Annotated in this window: 17 protein-coding genes; 4 read left to right on the top strand and 13 right to left on the bottom strand. The window is 68.1% G+C overall.

Translation table 11 applies throughout. From position 1 onward, the window contains the following. Positions 1 to 234 precede the first annotated feature (234 nt). Positions 235 to 1,164 (top strand): hypothetical protein, encoded by a 930-nt coding sequence (locus QC765_RS11525; protein ID WP_278314583.1) that lies wholly within the window; start codon positions 235 to 237, stop codon positions 1,162 to 1,164. A gap of 203 nt (positions 1,165 to 1,367) precedes the next feature. Here the strand turns inward: QC765_RS11525 and QC765_RS11520 are convergent, their stop codons facing one another. The 8 genes from QC765_RS11520 to QC765_RS11485 form a co-directional block, all read right to left on the bottom strand. Beyond that, a complete protein-coding gene (locus QC765_RS11520; RefSeq protein ID WP_278314582.1) occupies positions 1,368 to 2,279 on the bottom strand; it encodes a phosphatase PAP2 family protein in 912 nt (303 codons plus the stop codon). A 39-nt stretch (positions 2,280 to 2,318) separates the two neighbouring features. Continuing rightward, positions 2,319 to 3,890, bottom strand: coding sequence for a glutamine-hydrolyzing GMP synthase (gene guaA / locus QC765_RS11515; protein ID WP_278314581.1), 1,572 nt, complete (start codon positions 3,888 to 3,890; stop codon positions 2,319 to 2,321). Between the two features lie 55 nt (positions 3,891 to 3,945). After that, complete coding sequence (locus tag QC765_RS11510) at positions 3,946 to 5,211, bottom strand: MFS transporter (RefSeq protein ID WP_278314580.1); 1,266 nt, start codon at positions 5,209 to 5,211, stop codon at positions 3,946 to 3,948. After that, positions 5,208 to 5,630, bottom strand: a complete 423-nt coding sequence (locus QC765_RS11505; RefSeq protein WP_278314579.1) for a GntR family transcriptional regulator — start codon at positions 5,628 to 5,630, stop codon at positions 5,208 to 5,210. The genes QC765_RS11510 and QC765_RS11505 overlap by 4 nt, the downstream gene beginning before the upstream one ends. After that, positions 5,627 to 6,496 carry a hypothetical protein gene (locus tag QC765_RS11500; RefSeq protein ID WP_278314578.1) on the bottom strand — a complete coding sequence of 290 codons (870 nt, stop codon included), beginning with the start codon at positions 6,494 to 6,496 and terminating at the stop codon, positions 5,627 to 5,629. Before QC765_RS11500 ends, QC765_RS11505 begins: the two co-directional genes overlap by 4 nt. Positions 6,497 to 6,598: 102 nt before the next feature. Continuing rightward, complete coding sequence (locus tag QC765_RS11495) at positions 6,599 to 7,045, bottom strand: DUF4383 domain-containing protein (protein ID WP_278314577.1); 447 nt, start codon at positions 7,043 to 7,045, stop codon at positions 6,599 to 6,601. Between the two features lie 12 nt (positions 7,046 to 7,057). Beyond that, the gene (locus QC765_RS11490) at positions 7,058 to 7,498 is read right to left on the bottom strand and encodes a ChaB family protein (protein WP_278314576.1); all 441 of its coding nucleotides are present in this window, start codon (positions 7,496 to 7,498) and stop codon (positions 7,058 to 7,060) included. Between the two features lie 24 nt (positions 7,499 to 7,522). Beyond that, positions 7,523 to 8,350 carry an SDR family oxidoreductase gene (locus tag QC765_RS11485; RefSeq protein ID WP_278314624.1) on the bottom strand — a complete coding sequence of 276 codons (828 nt, stop codon included), beginning with the start codon at positions 8,348 to 8,350 and terminating at the stop codon, positions 7,523 to 7,525. 303 nt (positions 8,351 to 8,653) lie between these two features. Here QC765_RS11485 and QC765_RS11480 point away from each other — a divergent pair, with 303 nt between their 5' ends. Both QC765_RS11480 and QC765_RS11475 read left to right on the top strand, forming a co-directional pair. After that, complete coding sequence (locus QC765_RS11480; RefSeq protein WP_278314575.1) at positions 8,654 to 9,115, top strand: SRPBCC family protein; 462 nt, start codon at positions 8,654 to 8,656, stop codon at positions 9,113 to 9,115. A 120-nt stretch (positions 9,116 to 9,235) separates the two neighbouring features. Continuing rightward, entirely contained in the window at positions 9,236 to 9,919 is a 684-nt protein-coding gene (locus QC765_RS11475; protein ID WP_278314574.1) for a hypothetical protein, read from the top strand. Here the strand turns inward: QC765_RS11475 and QC765_RS11470 are convergent. The 5 genes from QC765_RS11470 to QC765_RS11450 all read right to left on the bottom strand — a co-directional run bounded on the left by QC765_RS11470 (position 9,909) and on the right by QC765_RS11450 (position 15,122). After that, the gene (locus tag QC765_RS11470; RefSeq protein WP_278314573.1) at positions 9,909 to 11,087 is read right to left on the bottom strand and encodes a zinc-dependent alcohol dehydrogenase; all 1,179 of its coding nucleotides are present in this window, start codon (positions 11,085 to 11,087) and stop codon (positions 9,909 to 9,911) included. The genes QC765_RS11475 and QC765_RS11470 overlap by 11 nt on opposite strands. A gap of 11 nt (positions 11,088 to 11,098) precedes the next feature. Continuing rightward, the gene (locus tag QC765_RS11465) at positions 11,099 to 12,628 is read right to left on the bottom strand and encodes a phytoene desaturase family protein (RefSeq protein WP_278314572.1); all 1,530 of its coding nucleotides are present in this window, start codon (positions 12,626 to 12,628) and stop codon (positions 11,099 to 11,101) included. After that, positions 12,625 to 13,059 carry an SRPBCC family protein gene (locus QC765_RS11460; RefSeq protein ID WP_278314571.1) on the bottom strand — a complete coding sequence of 145 codons (435 nt, stop codon included), beginning with the start codon at positions 13,057 to 13,059 and terminating at the stop codon, positions 12,625 to 12,627. The genes QC765_RS11465 and QC765_RS11460 overlap by 4 nt, the downstream gene beginning before the upstream one ends. Before the next feature lie 147 nt (positions 13,060 to 13,206). Then, the gene (locus tag QC765_RS11455; protein WP_278314570.1) at positions 13,207 to 13,602 is read right to left on the bottom strand and encodes an STAS domain-containing protein; all 396 of its coding nucleotides are present in this window, start codon (positions 13,600 to 13,602) and stop codon (positions 13,207 to 13,209) included. Between the two features lie 224 nt (positions 13,603 to 13,826). Beyond that, positions 13,827 to 15,122: a glycosyltransferase gene (locus QC765_RS11450; RefSeq protein WP_278314569.1), complete on the bottom strand. Its 1,296-nt coding sequence runs from the start codon at positions 15,120 to 15,122 to the stop codon at positions 13,827 to 13,829. Between the two features lie 249 nt (positions 15,123 to 15,371). Here QC765_RS11450 and QC765_RS11445 point away from each other — a divergent pair, with 249 nt between their 5' ends. Then, complete coding sequence (locus tag QC765_RS11445; protein ID WP_278314568.1) at positions 15,372 to 16,901, top strand: FAD-dependent oxidoreductase; 1,530 nt, start codon at positions 15,372 to 15,374, stop codon at positions 16,899 to 16,901.

The following is a 16,901-nucleotide window of genomic DNA, read 5'->3' as shown; positions in this document are numbered from 1 at the left end:
CTGCCCTTGGCGGGCTGTCCTGGCGGTGCCGTGCCACCCGCCGGGCCCCGCGCCGCAAACGCGATAGAAACCACGGGAATCCCAGGTCGTTTTCTATCGCGTTTGGCAGTTTCCCGTGCTTTTGGCCGACCGTGCCACCGATGGTTTCCGACCGCCCTGTGGACAGATTCCGCGCTATCCACAGGTCAGGAACGCTCAAGCCGCAGTGGCGCGATCCAGCGGCATGATGCCTGCATGAGGAATACGCACCCGCATCGGCACCTGCTGATCCGCTCGCCACGAGGCCCTGGCACGCGGGGTCTCGTGCGGCTGAGGCGCGGCTGCTTCGTCGAGCGAGAAGCGTGGGAAAAACTCTCGGTCGAGGATCAGCACGTCGCCCGAGCGGTGGATGTGCACCGCTCGCTGCGCGGCGGCGGAGCCGTGATCAGCCATGCCTCGGCCGCGGCACTGTGGGGCCTTCCTACGTGGGGTAGCACCTTGGCACGAGTCCATGTGACGCGCGCGGGCACCAGTGGTGGTCGCATCGAGCAAACCCGCCACCTGCATATCGATGCGCTAGACCCGCTGGATATCACCTGCCGCCATGGCATCGAGGTGACCACGCCCGCGCGCACCGTTCTCGATGTCGCGCGCACCAGTGGCATCGAGGCCGGGATAGTCACGGGTGATGCTGCCATCCATCAGGGGCTTGCGACCACGGCCCAGATGCGCGAGTGCCTGGGTCGGTTGCCACGCCGCCAGGGCATCCAACATGCGCGCGAGACAGTCGGGTTGATCGACGGGCGCAGCGAGAGCGTGGGTGAATCACGCAGCAGGCTCGTGCTCAAGGCTGAGGGGCTGCCGCCTCCGGTGCTGCAACCGCTGCTCTTCGATGAAGGTGGCGCGATGATCGGTCGTGCGGATTTCCTGCTCGAGGAACGCGTGGTCGGCGAGTTCGATGGGCGCATCAAGTACGGCGCTCTACTCCGGGCGGGCGATCATCCTGGTGATGTGGTGTTCCGCGAGAAGCTGCGCGAGGATGCGATTCGCGATGCAGGCTGGACGGTGGTCCGCTGGACATGGGCTGATCTCGCGGATCCAGCTCGTCTCGGCGAGCGGGTGCGCCGATCGATCGAGCGTGCCCGCCGGTTGCCAGCGCCGCGGGGAACGTGGCGCCCGTCATGAGCACCAGTGTGGCCCGCTAGTGGCTGCCAGCCGCCGGGCCACCCGCCGCAAACGCGATAGAAACCGCCTCGATCCCAGGCTGATTTCTATCGCGTTTGGCAGTTTCCGGTGCTTTTGGCCGCCGCGCCGAAGCGCCGAAGCGCCAGCAACCGAAGCGCCCCGAACCAAGCCAGCCCGCACACGCCGCCGACACCCCAGCCGCCCTACTTCTCGGCGATATCCACGCGCCGCCACGTCCACCAGAAGAGGAGGAACACGAGCCCGGAACTGCCCGCGGCGAGGGCGTGCAGGGCGAGGTACATGTTGTAGTCGAGGGTGGCGCTGGGCACCGCGGGGATATCGCTCAGGGCGAGGAGCAGCGCACCAATAAGAAGCGTGGCAATGGTGGAGAGGGCGATGGGGATGACGACGAAGATGATCCGCAGCGGGTAGCGCCCGGCGGTGACGTGCATGAGGGCGCCACGGTGGACGAGGGCCGCGGTGACGAGGCAAGCGACGCCGAGCGCGATGAGGTTGGCGCCGAGCACGTCGCTGAAGCGGTGCCATTTCGCAGTGAGGGTGTGGGCGCCTATCGCGACGGCGTAGGAGGCAGCGAAGAACATCGCGATGCCGCGCCAGCGGAAGGGCACCACGATGAGCAGCGCGAACAGGACCGATGCGGCGATGGTGGCGTGACCGCTGGGGAAGCTGTTGCTGGTGTAGGGGCCGGTCACTTCGATGAGCTCGGGGCGCTGGAGCACGATCCGCTTGAGACCTTGGGTGATCATCGACGAGACAACGATGATGGTCCCGGCGGCGATGGCGAGATCGAGCCGCTTGCGGGCGAGCGCGATGAGCACCACGAGCACGGCGGCGACCGCGAGCGAGGTGACGGTGATGGCATCGAGGGCGGCGTCGGATTCGGCGACGAGCGCGGCATCCACTTGATCAGCCCCGCGCAGGGCGGCGTTCTCGACGCGGTGCCCGGTGGTGGTGAGCACGAGCGTGGCGAATGCCGCAGCGGCCCCGACGAGCCCGAGCAGGGCGAGCAGCCACCAGCGAGCAGCGCTAGCGATGGGTGGCCCGGTGACGTCGCGGTTGCGGGCGCGTGGCACCGCCTTGGTCGCTGAAGTCATGGGGCTACCGTAGCGCCGGCGCCGACCGCGGGGTGCCCGTCATTCCCATTCGATGGTGCCCGGGGGCTTGCTGGTGATGTCGAGCACGACGCGGTTGACCTCGGCCACTTCGTTGGTGATGCGGGTGGAGACTCGCTCGAGCACTTCGTAGGGCACGCGGGTCCAGTCGGCGGTCATGGCGTCCTCGCTAGTGACGGGGCGCAGCACGATGGGGTGGCCGTAGGTGCGGCCGTCGCCCTGCACTCCAACACTGCGCACGTCGGCGAGGAGCACGACGGGGCACTGCCAGATCTGCTTGTCGAGCCCGGCGCTGGTGAGTTCCTCGCGCACGATCGCATCGGCGTGGCGGAGGGTGGCGAGCCGGTCAGCGGTGACCTCGCCGACGATGCGGATGGCGAGACCGGGGCCCGGGAACGGCTGGCGCTGCACGATCTCCTCGGGCAGGCCGAGCTCGCGGCCAACGGCGCGCACCTCGTCCTTGAACAGCAGGCGCAGCGGCTCCACGAGGGAGAACTGCAGGTCCTCGGGTAGCCCACCGACGTTGTGGTGGCTCTTGATGTTGGCGGTGCCGCTGCCTCCGCCGGATTCCACGACGTCCGGGTAAAGCGTGCCCTGGACGAGGAACTCGACGGTGTCGCCGTGGGAGGCGTTGTCGCCGAGCACCTCGGAGATGGCGCCCTCGAACGAGCGGATGAACTCGCGCCCGATGGTCTTGCGCTTGGCCTCGGGGTCGGACACCCCGGAGAGCTCGTCCAGGAAGGTCTGCTCCGCCTCGACGGTGACGAGGCGGGCGCCGGTAGCGGCGACGAAGTCCTGCTCGACCTGCTGCCGCTCCCCTGCCCGCAGCAGCCCGTGGTCGACGAACACGCATGTCAGCCGGTCACCGATGGCTCGCTGCACCAGCGCGGCCGCGACAGCGGAGTCGACGCCACCCGAGAGGCCGCAGATCGCGCGCCCGTCACCCACCTGCTCGCGCACTTGCTCGACGAGCGCCTCGGCGATGTTCGCGGCGGTCCAGGCTCCGGGGATGCCGGCGATCTCGTGGAGGAACCGGGACAGGACCTGCTGCCCGTGCGGCGAGTGGAGCACCTCGGGGTGGTACTGCACGCCGGCGAGCTTGCGGGCGCGATCCTCGAACGCGGCGACGGGCGCGCCCTCGCTGATGGCGGTGACCTCGAAGCCCGCGGGCGCCTCGGTGACGGCATCGCCGTGGCTCATCCACACCGGCTGCACCTCGGGGAGCCCGTCGTGGAGCAGGCCCCCGCGCACGGTGAGATCAGTGCGGCCGTATTCGCGCGTGCCGGTGCGAGAGACGGTTCCGCCGAGCGCCTGGGCCATGGCCTGGAACCCGTAGCAGATACCGAACACGGGCACGCCGAGCTCGAACAGGGCGGCGTCGAGCGCGGGCGCCCCCTCCTCGTACACGCTGGAGGGCCCGCCGGAGAGCACCACGGCGCGGGGCTGCTTGGCCGCGATCTCCGCGATGGTGGCAGTGTGGGGCAACACCTCGGAGTACACGCGGGCCTCGCGCACGCGGCGCGCGATCAGTTGCGCGTACTGGGCGCCGAAGTCGATGACAAGGACGGGGTGTTCCTGGACAGCATCACTCACCCGAACAGTGTAAGCGGACCCGGTGGGTGCTCCGTACCGCCGTGGCAGGGGAGGCTCAGTCGCGGCGCACCCGGTAGCGCACGAATGCCGGGAACGCGAGCGTGGCGGCGATGATGCCGATGATCACGAGCATCCCTCCTCCGGCGGCAGCGGCCGCGGTGCCGACCATCGCGGCGGCAGCACCGTGCAGGGCGTCGCCGATGCGCGGCCCGCCAGCGACAACGACGATGAACACGCCCTGGAGGCGGCCGCGCATCTCGTCGGAGGCGATCTCCTGGAGCATCGTCGAGCGCAGCGCGGCGGAGAACATGTCGGCAGCGCCACCGAGGGCGAGGAAGGCGAGCGCGAGCCACAGGAACAAGCGGGTGCCACCGAGCGGGGCGAAGGCGATCATGAGCCCGAACCCGGTCATGGCGATGCCCCACACCAGGATGCACAACAGCACGGCGCGGCCCTGCCGCTCGATGCGGGAGAGCCAGCCGGAGAACACGCCGCCGAGCACGGCCCCGGCGGAGATCGCGGCGAACAGCATGCCCAGCACGAGGCCACCGCTGACGGGGTCGCCGAACGTCTCGTGGGCGATCTGCGGGAACAGCGCGCGCGGCATGCCCGCGACCATGGCGATGATGTCGACGACGAAAGAGGCGAGCAGGATGCGCTGGGTGGCGAGGAACGCGAAGCCCTCGAAGACCTGTGCGGGCCCGGCCCGGCGCGAGGTCCCGGTGGGTGGCAGCCGGGGCAGCATGAAGGCGGCCCACAGGGTGGCGAGCAGAGCGAGGGCGTCAATTAGGTAGAGAGTGGGCAGCCCGAGCACCGGGATCATGGCGCCAGCCATCAGCGGCCCGGCGATGGCGCCGAAGTTGAAGACCATCATGTTGAGCGCGTTGGCGGCCGGAAGCTGGTTCCCGGGCAGCAGGCGCGGGATGATCGCGGCCCTCGTCGGCTGGTTGATGGCGAAGAATGCCTGCTGGAGGGCAAGCAGGCTCAGGATGAGCCAGACGTTGTCGAGGCCGGCGGCGGCCTGCGCCCAGAACGCGACGGCGGTGAGGACGAGGCCGCTGGTGGCAAGGATCATGAGCAGCCGCCGGTCCATGACGTCGGCGAGCGCGCCGCCCCACAGCCCGAAGATGACGAGCGGCACGAGCGCGAAGATGCCGGCGAGGCCGACATAGGCGGAGTTCTGGGTGATCTGGTAGATCTGCACCGGAACGGCGACGATGCTGAGCTGAGCGCCGATGACGGTGATGACTCCAGCTGTCCACAACCGTCGGTAATGCTGGTTGCGCAGGGGCGTCACGTCGGCGAGCAGTCCTCGGCTCATTGCTGCCTTTCGTCGCGGTGGCGCGCGCTCCGTCCTGTGGGTTCCTGCCATGCCTGCTCGAGGGCCTCGATGGCATCAGCGAGCCCGTGGCCCTGCTCGGAGGCGAGGGCCGCGTAGTCGCGGGCGGCCTGGTCGAGCGGCCCGTCGGTGCGCTGGACGAGAAGTGCAACATCGCGGGTCGCGATGCGTGTTCCCGCGCCGCGCCGGGTTGTGACGAGGCCCTCGCTCTCGAGCTGCTTGTAGGCGCGGGCGACGGTACCGGGGGCTAGGCCGAGGTCGCGGGCGAGCTGCCGCACGGGTGGGAGCCGATCCCCTTCGACGAGCCTGCCGCAGCGGATGTGACGGAGGATCTGGCGCCGCAGTTGCTCGAAGGGCGGGGTGGGATCGGTGGTGTCGATAGCAAGGATTGCTTCGTTCATCGCGTTTCCTGCTTGCTGGGCGAGAGGGGGGAAAGCAGCACGATGAGGCACCAGACGGCGATGATCGCGGCACCGGCCTGCGTGGCGACGAGCACGGGCAGCACCGTGGAGGGCCAGGCGGGCAGGCAGTCGGCGCCTTGTTCCACGGTGGGAACATTGTGGGCCGCGGTGGCCATGACAAGGCTGTAGCCCGCGAGGGGCACGGTGATCGCGAGCCCGGCGGCGGCGACGATGCGGGATGCGGAGCGATGGCGCTCCGCATTGTCGGCGGCATGGTCACCGCTGCTTGGCGGGCGGTGCGCGAGCGCCCAGAGCCCGATCGCTACCTGGACGATGACAGCACCCAGGACCGCAGCGAGGGGCGCGGTGTAGAAGGTTCCGGGCCATGGGGAGACCCTGCCAGTGATCAGCTCGCCGCATTGGTAGGCCAGTGCGCGCCCGTCACGATCGAGATCGTCGCTGGATGCGGCGAGGGTTCCGAGCAGCATGAGGCCGCCGAGGGCGATAAGGCTGGCAAGGACGGCTCCGGCCAGCGCCCGGGGAAGGTAGCGGCGGGAGGCGCGGGCGGCGAGGGTCGCGGTGCGGACTGGTCCGCGTGGGGGCCGTGCACTGAGCTCCGAGGCGATTACCCCGCCCAGCACGGCGAGGGTGAAGACCGGGGCGGCGAGCGCGAGGCCGCGGCCGAGCGGGTTGCTGGCGCTCGCGTAGGAGGCGGCGATGATGCCGACCGTGATTCCCGACCAGAGGAAGAGCTGTGGGCGCAGGAACGCGCGTGGATCGTTGCGGGACGTGGTGGCGCGCGTGGCGGCGGTGACAAGGATGAGGCTGAGCAGGAATATCCACAACACAAGCGGAACGACGAGCACGGAAAACCCCCTTGTATCAATTGATCGACACAAGGGTGGCAATAGTGTGGGATTGTGTCAAATGATCGATACAAGTGGGCTTTGGTCCGAGCCCCCGGCGAGCTACCGCGGACCGCGCAGCGGCACGAGGCCGAGCACCACCAAGCCGATGCCGAGCCCGAGGTGCAGCCAATTGTCCGCTTGGTTGAGCGGGATGAAATTGGCGTCGCTGTCGAGCTCGATGACCAGCCCGTACACGGTGAGGGCGAGATAGGCGATGCCGCCACCAACGAGGTAGATGCGGGAGCCGATCGCACGCATCGCCAGCACGATGCCGAGGATGCCGAACGCCAGGTGCAGGACATTGTGCAGGATGGACACCGCGAAGATGCCAAGCAGGTAGGTCTCGCTGTGCGGGCCCATTGCTGCTAGCTCGGAGGTGCCCGTGGTGGCCCACGGGATGAATCCGAGGATTCCCGCAGCGACGAACGCGATGCCCACCGCTAGCGCGAAGAACTGGCGCACGCGGGAGGCTGGAACATCCTTCCCACGCCTTGATTCATGCTTCATGATGCTCCTTGCCTAGTCTGGACGGGCGCTCTTGCCCTCCCGGGCGGCCCGTGTCTCGCGGTCGTTTGCCTTCTCGATGGCCGTGACAAGCTCCGCCTTGCGCATCGTCGACCGCCCGTGGATATCAAGCCGGCGCGCGATGCGGAGCAACTCGTCCTTGGTGGCGTACGCATCGACTCCCCCGCGCGTGGGTGCGTCGGGGTCGCTGCTGTCGCGGGAGCGCGCGTCGGAAGGCCCGCGGTGCTCCTTTGCTTCCCACCGGTCGCCCACCTTCTGGAATGTGTGCTTCAGCGCGTCATACGCCACGCGATGCGCGCGCTCCTCGCTGCCGTACTCGTCCATCGCTGAGTCGTACGCCTTGGCGAAGGTCCGCTGTGCCTTCGCGCTCGAGCGCTTGAGGGTGCTCGGGAGCTCGCTCTTGCGGGCGCTCCCCGAGCTTGTGGTCTTCGGCATGGGGCTCCACCTCCTAATGGATCGCTATCCGGGCAGCGTCTCGCCACCGATGGGCGCGAGGACCTCTCCCGAGTAGTACGAGGACAGTTGGTTCGCGGCGAAGAAGACGAAGGAGGGCGCGATCTCATCGGGCTGGGCGGCGCGGTCGTAGGGCGCTTGCTCGCCGAATCCCTCGACGGCCTCCTCCGGGAACGTGGCGGGTATCAGCGGGGTCCACACGGGGCCCGGGGCCACGCAGTTGACCCTGATTCGCCGGTCCATCAATGACTGCGCGAGGGAATAGGTGAGGGCAAGGATCCCGCCCTTGGTCGCCGCGTAGTCGATGAGGTGCTTGTTGCCGCGCAATCCATTGATCGAGGACGTGTTGATGATGGCGCCACCATCGGGCATGTGGGGCAGCGCGGCCTTGGTGATGTAGAAGATGGCATCGAGGTTCACGGCGAAGGTATGGCGCCATTGCTCGTCGCTGATGTCCTCGAACCGGTCCACCGGCTGCTGGTAGGCCGCGTTGTTCACCAGGATCGAGATGCTTCCGAGCTCGCGCGCGGACTCCTCGACGAGCTGGCGGCACGCATCGGCATTCGTGAGATCGACGGCCCGGTGGAACGCCTTGCGGCCCTCGGCCTCGATCAGCTCGACGGTATGGCGGGCATCCTCATGCTCGGAGAGATAGCCAATGGCAACATCGGCGCCCTCCTTGGCGAGCGCGATGGAAACCGCTCGACCGATTCCCGAGTCTCCGCCGGTGACCAGTGCAGTGTGCCCGGCAAGCAGGCCGCGCCCCACGTAGTCGCGCATCTCGTCCCGCGGCCTCGAGGGCATGTCCTGCGTTCGGCCCGGATAGTCGATCATGGATTCATCCACGGCAGTTCCTTGTCACGGTCGGCCTGCTCCTAGGCACGGATGGACGGCTGGGTGCTTGCTTCCCGCTCGCCTCGTGGGGCAATGCGCGCTGCTGGCCACTTGGACGCATGCAATCGGGCTACCCATCCCCGGGCCCGTGAAACCAGTACCCGTGCAACGCGACCACTCGCCTCGGCCAGCCACGAAAGGCCTGCATCGCCAAAGGCCGTTTAGGCGGTGGCATCCCGGGTAGGCCTCATGGAGAAAGCTTGAGCGGTGATCAATACGAAGCACCATGGAAGGAATGCATCAATGGGAACTGTGGAGAAATCAATCGACGTCGATGTACCGGTCAATGTGGCCTACAACCAATGGACCCAGTTCGAGGAATATCCACAATTCATGCAGCATGTCGAGCGGGTCGAGCAGCTCGACGATACCCATCTGCGGTTTCATGTCCGTTTTGGCCCGGTCTCCCGCGAGTTCGATGCCGTGGTCGATGAGCAGCACCCCGACGAGCGCGTCGCGTGGCACTCGACCGAGGGACCGACCCATGCCGGAGTGGTGACCTTCCATCGCCTCGATGAGGGGAAGTCCCGGGTGACGGCCCAGATCGACGTCGAGCCCGAAGGGATCGCCGAGGATATCGGCGATGCCCTGAACATCATTGATGTGCAGATCAAGGCGGATATGAAGCGCTTCAAGACCTTCATCGAGGAGCAAGGGTCCGCCGACGGAAGCTGGCGCGGCAACGTCGAGCCCCCTGCCCCATAGCCCCAGACCCCATGCCGGCAGTACTCGACCCCGCTGCCGGCATGGCCCCGAGGGGTTTCCCAGCGGAGCCAGCACACCCAATCGCTACGAGGCCAATTACTACAAGGAAGCCGGCCCAGGATGAACACACGAATTCTGCGCGCGCAGCTTGATCAATGGTCCGGCGGCATCGCGCGGACCGCTGCGCGCGCGAGGGGCGAGCGCCTGTTTCATCCGCGCGGTGAATGCTTCATGGGCGAGGTCCGGCCGAGCGCCAGCGGGCCCCTCGCCGAGACCGGCGCCAGCACGTGCCAGGTGCGTCTGTCCAAGGGCCTGGGGGTTGGCGGCGGGCTGCCTGACATGCTGGGCATCTCGGTGCGGTTCCTGGGCCCCCGCCCGTGGGACCTGCTGCTCATCAGCAGCGCCAGCGCGGGCCTCTTCGGGCGCTTCGTCCTCGTGCCCTCGGCCGCATGGACAGCGCCCCGCTTCAGCACGGTCATGCCGTATCGATGCGACGACGGCGATCTCGTGTGGTTCCATGCCCGTACGGTCGATGACCGCAGGATCCCCTGCCGACGTGGCGCGCTGGCCGAGGCGGTGGCGGAACGCCCCCTCGAGATCGTGCTGCACGCGAGCGGAGCGCGAAGCAAGAGCCGCGGGATCGGCTCCCTGCTGCTCACCGAGCCCGTGAGCGCGGAGTGGTCCTTCGATCCGGTGCTCAATACCGGGCCCGGTTGCGCGCTGGCGCCCGGATGGCTCGCGTCGATCCGGGCGGGCGCATACCGGGGCAGCAGGGACGCGCGGGGCACATCGTTCATGGCGTGAGAAGGATCTTGACGGCACCATCGGTCTTGGCCTGGAACGTCTCATAGGCGCGGGGCGCATCCTCGAGCGGCAGGACGTGGGTGGCGAACTGGTCCACCCCCAGGATGTCTGTGTCGTCAAGGAGCGGCAGGATGTCGGGCGCCCAGCGCAGCACGTTCGCCTGCCCCATGCGGATCTGGACCTGCTTATCGAACAAGGTCATCATCGGTAGTGGGTCGAGCATGCCTCCGTAGACGCCCGAGATGCTCAGCGTGCCACCCCTGCGGACCATGTCGATCGCCGTCAACAACGCGGCGAGCCGGTCTATCCCGGCCGTGCTGAACACTTTCTTGCCGATCCGGTCCGGCAGCAGTCCCGCAGCATGCTGCACCTGCTTGGCGGCCGGCGAGCCGTGTGCCTCCATGCCGACAGCATCGATGACCGCGTCCGGTCCGCGCCCCCCGGTCATGTCCCGCACCACGTCACTGGGCTCGTCCACATCGTTTGCCCCTACTATCTCGGCGCCCCGGTCGCTCGCGCGGTCGCGCCGCTCGGCCACGGGATCGATCCCGATCACGCGCATCCCCCGATGCAGGGCAATGCGGGCGGCCATGTCCCCGATGGGGCCTAGCCCCAGGATCGCCACCGTATCGCCCGGCTTGGCCCCGGTGTACTCGACAGCTTGCCAGGCTGTGGGCAACACATCGGAGAGGTAGAGAAAGCGTTGGTCGCCTGGCCCTTCAGGGACGACGATGGAGGTGGCATCGGCGTGAGGCACGCGTAGGTATTGGGCCTGGCCACCGGGAATGCTGCCGTAGAGCTCGGAATACCCGAACAGCGCGGCGCCGCTGCCCTGCTCGCGGACCTGAGTGGTCTCGCACTGCGTCTGCAGCCCCCGGTCGCACATGAAGCAGCTTCCGCACGAGATCTGGAACGGGATGACGACCCGGTCCCCGACGGAGAGCTGGCGCACGTCGCGCCCGACCTCCACCACGCGACCCATGGGCTCGTGGCCGAGAATGTCCCCGGCGTGCATGAAGGGCAGAAGAACCTCGTAGAGATGCAGGTCGGAGCCACAGATGGCGGTAGTCGTCACCTCGATGATGGCATCCGTGCCTTCCTCGATACGTGGATCGGGCACGGAATCCACCGAGATCGAGCGGCGTCCCTGCCACGTCACAGCCTTCATGGTCGCTCCTGTCAGCGGGTGAGTCTCTTGTTGATCGCGGCACGGATGCGCTGGCGGGGCCAGCGGGCCCCCAGCGCGGCATGCGCGGCGTTCCACCCGCACATGCCGTGCACTCCTCCCCCGGGGTGCGCGGAGGCACTGCCGAGATAGAGGCCCGCGATGGGCGTGTGGTTGTCCGCCATTCCAGGCATGGGGCGGAACACGTATTGCTGGTGGAGCTCGAACGTCCCCCCGTTGATCGCTCCTCGGTGCAGGTTCGCGTTGGCGCGCTCCATGTCCGCCCCGGTCTGCGTCTCCATTGCCACGACGTGCTCGGCGAAGCCCGGGGCACGCGCGTCGATGGTGCTGGTGATCCACGCGGCGAGCTGCTCCTGCTCCTCGCTGGTGCTCGTCGGCGATGCCTTGGCGTATGCCCAGGCGCTCGTCATGCCGTGGGGGGACCGGGACGGATCGGCCTCGCTCATCTGCCCCACGATGACCAGGGGCGAGGCGTTCTCCTCGAGCGAGCCCACATGCACGGTTCCGGCGTGGCGCGCGCTGGGCGCGGTCCAGGAGATGGCCCCGCGGACCGAGTAGTTGACCTTGACGACGGGCGGGTCCCAGGCGAAGGACCCGATGTCGCGCGTGACCTTCTCGGGCACTGCCTCGCGCGGGAGCAGCTGCTGGTAGAGCGCCGGGGCGCTGGTATCGGCGATCACGGCCCGGCGGGCGTGGACAACGTCCCCGCCCGCGGTCCCCACGCCCGTCGCGCGGCCGCCCTCGACGATCACGCGCTCGACCTTCGAGTCGCACGCGATGTGTCCTCCTGCTTCGGACAGCCTGCCGGCGAGCGCGCCCGTCAGCTCCCCCGAGCCACCTTCCGGGGTGGGAAAGCCGTACTGCTGGGCGAGCATGGCGAGCACATAGCCGACCACTCCGCTTACTGGTGCATCCGCCGGGACGTCAGCATGCAGGGAATTGCCGCGCAGCAGGGCCCTGGCTGCCTGGCTCTCGAACAGCTCGGTCTCCATGCGCCGGACCGGCAGGGCGAGGAAGCGCGCGAGGCGGAGTGCCCCGGCCGGGCCCTGGGAGCGCAGCAGGCCGGTCGCGCCCCGCACCGGGGGGAAGGTCGCGAACATCATGCGCAGGAGGTGCGGACCGATCACGTTCCATTCGTCGCAGAGCTCGAGCCATGCGCGGGCGTCGTGCATGCTGGTCCGCGCGAGGGCAGCCGCGGTCCTCGCGGGCGTCGACTCGATGCGGATGGCATCGCCGGCGTGCTCGCCATAGATGTGCGCGAGCGGGTACTGGGCGTGGCACCAACGCAGCCCGAACGCCTCGAGACCGAGGCTGGGGATAGCGGGGGTGGCGAGCGCGAACGGGTAGAAGGAGCTGAAGAGGTCCCAGGTGATGCCTGGCTCCCGCTGGACGGACCGAACGGCACCACCGGGCTCGGACGCCGCCTCGAGCACCTGGACGCTCCATCCGCGATCAGCAAGCACGTTGGCAGCCACCAGCCCGTTGGGCCCGGAGCCGATGACGACCGCGTCTACGGCTGTCATGTGCTGCGACCCTCCGCGATCATCGCGAGCCGCCGCAGGCACTCCTTGTTCCGGGGTGCCGCGAGCGTCTCCTGCGCGGGGCGTGGGATCCACTTGGCGGGCGCGGTGATGACCCACTCCTCGAGAGTGATCTCGGAACCGTGCTCGACTTCGTCGATCGTGACCCGCACACGCGCTTTGGCGAAGGGCGAGGTACGCGCGACAAGCTCCAGGCACCGGAGCGGTTCGCTCGACACGACCTCGGTGTAGTCATTGTTGAGCAGCGGCCATGCCCCTATCGAGTGGTGAAAGCGCGTGCCCTGGCGGGGCCATTGCGGGTCCACGTCCCTGATCCGGGAGGACCCGACGACCCAGCCGGAATAGAGCCAGGCGTCGCTGAGCACGTTCCAGATGTCGGTGGGGGTAGCGCTGGTGCGCAGCGTCGTTGCCATGGGGTCCGCCTTGTACCGGGGGGGCGAGTGCTGCTGGTGATTTACCCAGCACGAGACGGCCTAAACGGGATGCCACCTTTGCTCAGCGGGCCAGCATGATGGGGAGAGCGCCGCGGAGCGAGCGCACGGCTCCCTCCCGCATGGTGGCTAGACCGTATAGATGTGCACGAAGCGCCTTTCCGAGCCAGCAGAAAGTGGTCGGTGGCCAGGAATGACTCGCGGGGCAGGATCGTAGAGCGCGAAGCACTGGGCAATGGATCGGGTTGCCATGATCGAGAAATCGATATCCATCGCGCTGGCCCGCTGCGCCCATCCTGCGATTAGCTCTATGCAGGAGGCGCTGCAAAACCGGGATCCAGATAGATCAACAATGATCGGGGTGCGCGTTTCCAGGAGGTCGCTCATCGTGCATGCGAGCTCCTCATGGCTCGAAGCGTCGAGCTCGCCCTGGAAGACCGCTAAGCGCACTGGCGCGCGCACGCCGTGGCCACGTCGTTCTCTGTCCGCCGCATGATTTTGCCTGTCTGTTCCTGTCGACCCCATGGTGACTCCTCACCCGTTGAGTACTTGTCTATGCTCTCTTCTACGATCCTCGCTCGTGATGCGCATCGCAACCATTTCGAACCAATTTTGTCGGCATTTTACCGAGATTTTAAGCTCGACGCACTAGAACTGCGGGCTGGACCGTTTTTCATGCGCGTAAATTTTGTTTCTTGCTGAAAATAATGTGAGCACTTGAATGAACTGAAAAGTAGATTTCACCGCGTTCACTGTTCCGCTCGTCCCGATAGCTGCCGGGGCGCTCCCGCGGATGGCCGACCTGTCTCGTTCTGCCCTGTCTCGTTCCACCCGGGACTCCCTGCCTGGTCGGCCAAGGCATGCTGGTAGGCATGCTCGGTCTCGGTAGCCACCTGGTCCCACGAGTAGCGGGCGACCGCGCGATCGCGGCCAGCTGTGCCCCACCCCTCCGCGAGCGCGGGCCGGGACAGCACGAGGCGCAGCGCGTCGACCAGCTGGCGGTGCCGCTGCGGCGGCACCAGCACGCCGGTCACCCCATCGATCACGGTATCGACGATCCCACCGACCGCGTGCGCCACCACAGGCACGCCGCACGCCATCGCCTCGAGCGGAACCATGCCGAACGATTCGTAGCGCGGGGTGCACAGCACGGCATCAGCCGTATGCAGCAGCTCCGGCATGCGATCCCGTGGCACGTGACCGAGCAGATGGACGCGCTGCTCGATCCCGAGCTCCCGTGCGAGCGAGCGCAATCGCTGGGCCTCCCTGCCATGCGTGGGACCAGCTTCCTCCGGGCCGCCCGCGATGACCAGGTCCGCCGACGGGATCCTCGCTACGGCAGCGATGGCGACATCAAAGCCCTTCTCGGGCGCGAGCCGGCCCACGGAAACGATTCGCTTTCGTTGCCCCGCGGGGCGCTCGCGCAGCACCGGGGGCTTGAATAGGTCGAGATCAACACCACAGGGCACTCGTGAGATGCGTGTGCCCGGCACTCCCATCCGGGCAAGCTCGAACGCTTCCTCCGAGCTTGCCGCGATCACCCGGGATGCTGCCCGCGCGATGGCGCGCTCCGTGCGGAAGCGGCCGTCCGCGCTCTCGCCCGGGCTGGCCTCCGGGCCGCCCCGGGACCTGTGCTGCGCCGCACCGAGAACATGAAAGGTCTGGATCGTCGGGGTGCCAAGGGCACGCGACACCAGCTGGGTAGCGATGCCCGACGTCCAGAAGTGCGCGTGCGCCACATCGGGAGCCTCCCGCGACCACTCGGCCCGGAGGAAACTGGCGAACTCAGTCATGTGCGGCATGACCTCGTCCTTCGGCAGGCGCTTCGGCGGCCCGGCCGCCACATGCACCACCTGGTACCCATCCTCGCTGATCATCCGCTCGGGCTGGCTCGCATCATCGCGCCGCGTATAGACCGTCAGCTCATGCCCACGGCGCGCCAGTGCCGTGGCCAGCGCCGCGACATGCACATTCTGTCCGCCCCAGCCGACCATGCCGGGGGGCGCGAGAGGACTGGCCTGCTCGGAGACCATAGCGATTCGCATATCCGGCCTTTCCTGTAGCGAGCGACGGGCGCGGCGGGCCCCGCTCCAAAAATTTCATCCGTGCACAATCGGCGTGGCTCGCCATCAGCGAGCGCGATGCGCCGCGTCGTGTCTCGACCGGGGTATGCCCATATCCCCCTCATCCCATACCTCGCGTGCCGCTCATCAGGGAATCGGGCCCAGGCGATCATGCTCAGGGAATCGGGCCCAGGATGATTAGAAGCGCGCCCGCAGTGGTAGCCCCCCTCCATGGGATCGCTCTGGCTCGATACGAGGAACGCGCAACCGCACCCCGGCACGCGCGCCATCGAGGTGCCATCGGCCGCGGAGGTGCTGATCGTCGGTGCTGGCATCACGGGGCTGGTATGTGGCCTCGAGTGCGCGCGCGCCGGGCTCGAGGTGACGGTGCTCGACCGGCACGGCGTCGCCGGGCTCACCACGGGCAAGACCACCGCGAAGGCCACGTGCCTCCAGGGGGCCCGGATCAGCGAGATCGCGCGCTCCCACGGCACTGATGGGGCACGCGAGTACGTGGCCATCAACCAGGCGGCGCTGCAGTGGCTACGCGACTTCTGCGCTCGCGCTGGCGTGCCAGTGCAGGAGCGCGCGGCATACTCGATCGCCCAGTCGCGCTCCACGCTCCCGGCGCTGCACCGCGAGGCCGAGGCGGCCCGCGCCGCGGGGCTCGATGTCGGCTGGGGGCAGGGCGCCCCGCTCGACTACGTGCCGTTCCCCATCGCGGGCTTCGTGGGCCTCGAGGGGCAGGCGCAGTGCGATCCGGTGGAGCTGTCGATAGCGCTCGCGGAGGAGATCATCTCGCTCGGTGGCACCATCATCGAGGGCATCACCGTGCGGGGAGTAACCGCTACCGGCGCCACGAGGGTACGCACGTCCCATGGCGAGATCGCCGCTGATCGGGTCGTGCTAGCAACAGGTACACCGATCCTCGATCGTGGCGGGTTCTTCGCCAAGCTCGAGGCCGAGCGCTCCTACCTGGCCGCCTTCCCGCTCGCTGCGGACGCGTTGAGCCCGGAAGGCATGTACGTATCGATCGATCGACCCGATGTTGCTCCCCCGCGATCCCTGCGCTCCGCGCCGGGGTACCTCCTCGTCGGCGGGAACGGTCATGTCACGGGACGGGCAAAAGACACGCAGGCACGAGTGCGCGACCTCACCGAATGGACGGCGCAGCACTTTCCTGCCCTGTCGCCGTCGCACCAGTGGTCTGCCCAGGATTACCGCAGCATCGATGGCCTGCCGCTCGTCGGTCCTCTCCTGCCCCGGAGCACCCCGATCCTGATCGCCAGTGGCTATGCGAAATGGGGCATGACCAACGGGGTCGCCGCGGGCCGCATCCTCGCGGCCCGGCTGACCAGCACCACGGCTCCCGGCATGGAGCTCTTCGATAGCCAGCGCTCGCTCGTGGCGCGCAGGCTGCCCGGGTTCCTCTCGCAGAACGCGCAAGTGGGCGCCGCGGTGGCCAAGGCCCTGCCGCGGCTTGCCCGGCTCAGGACCTCGCCCCCGAAGGAGGGCGAGGGCGTCGTGCACTGGCACCGCTTGCGACCGGTCGCCTCGAGCACGGTGGATGGCTCCACCAGCACGGTCTCCGCGATCTGCCCGCACCTCAAGGGGCTGCTCGCCTGGAACCCCGCCGAACGAACCTGGGATTGTCCCTTGCATGGCTCTCGCTTCGAGCCGGATGGAGCCCTGATCGAGGGCCCGGCCACCCGGGACCTCACGCCCTGCCAATCCCTGGAATGGAAAGGAAGTCGATCCTGA

Source organism: Hoyosella levis (assembly GCF_026008515.1).
GTDB lineage: Bacteria > Actinomycetota > Actinomycetes > Mycobacteriales > Mycobacteriaceae > Lolliginicoccus > Lolliginicoccus levis.
The sequence above is the reverse complement of the archived record's forward strand: the minus strand, read 5'-3'. Positions and strand labels throughout refer to the sequence as shown.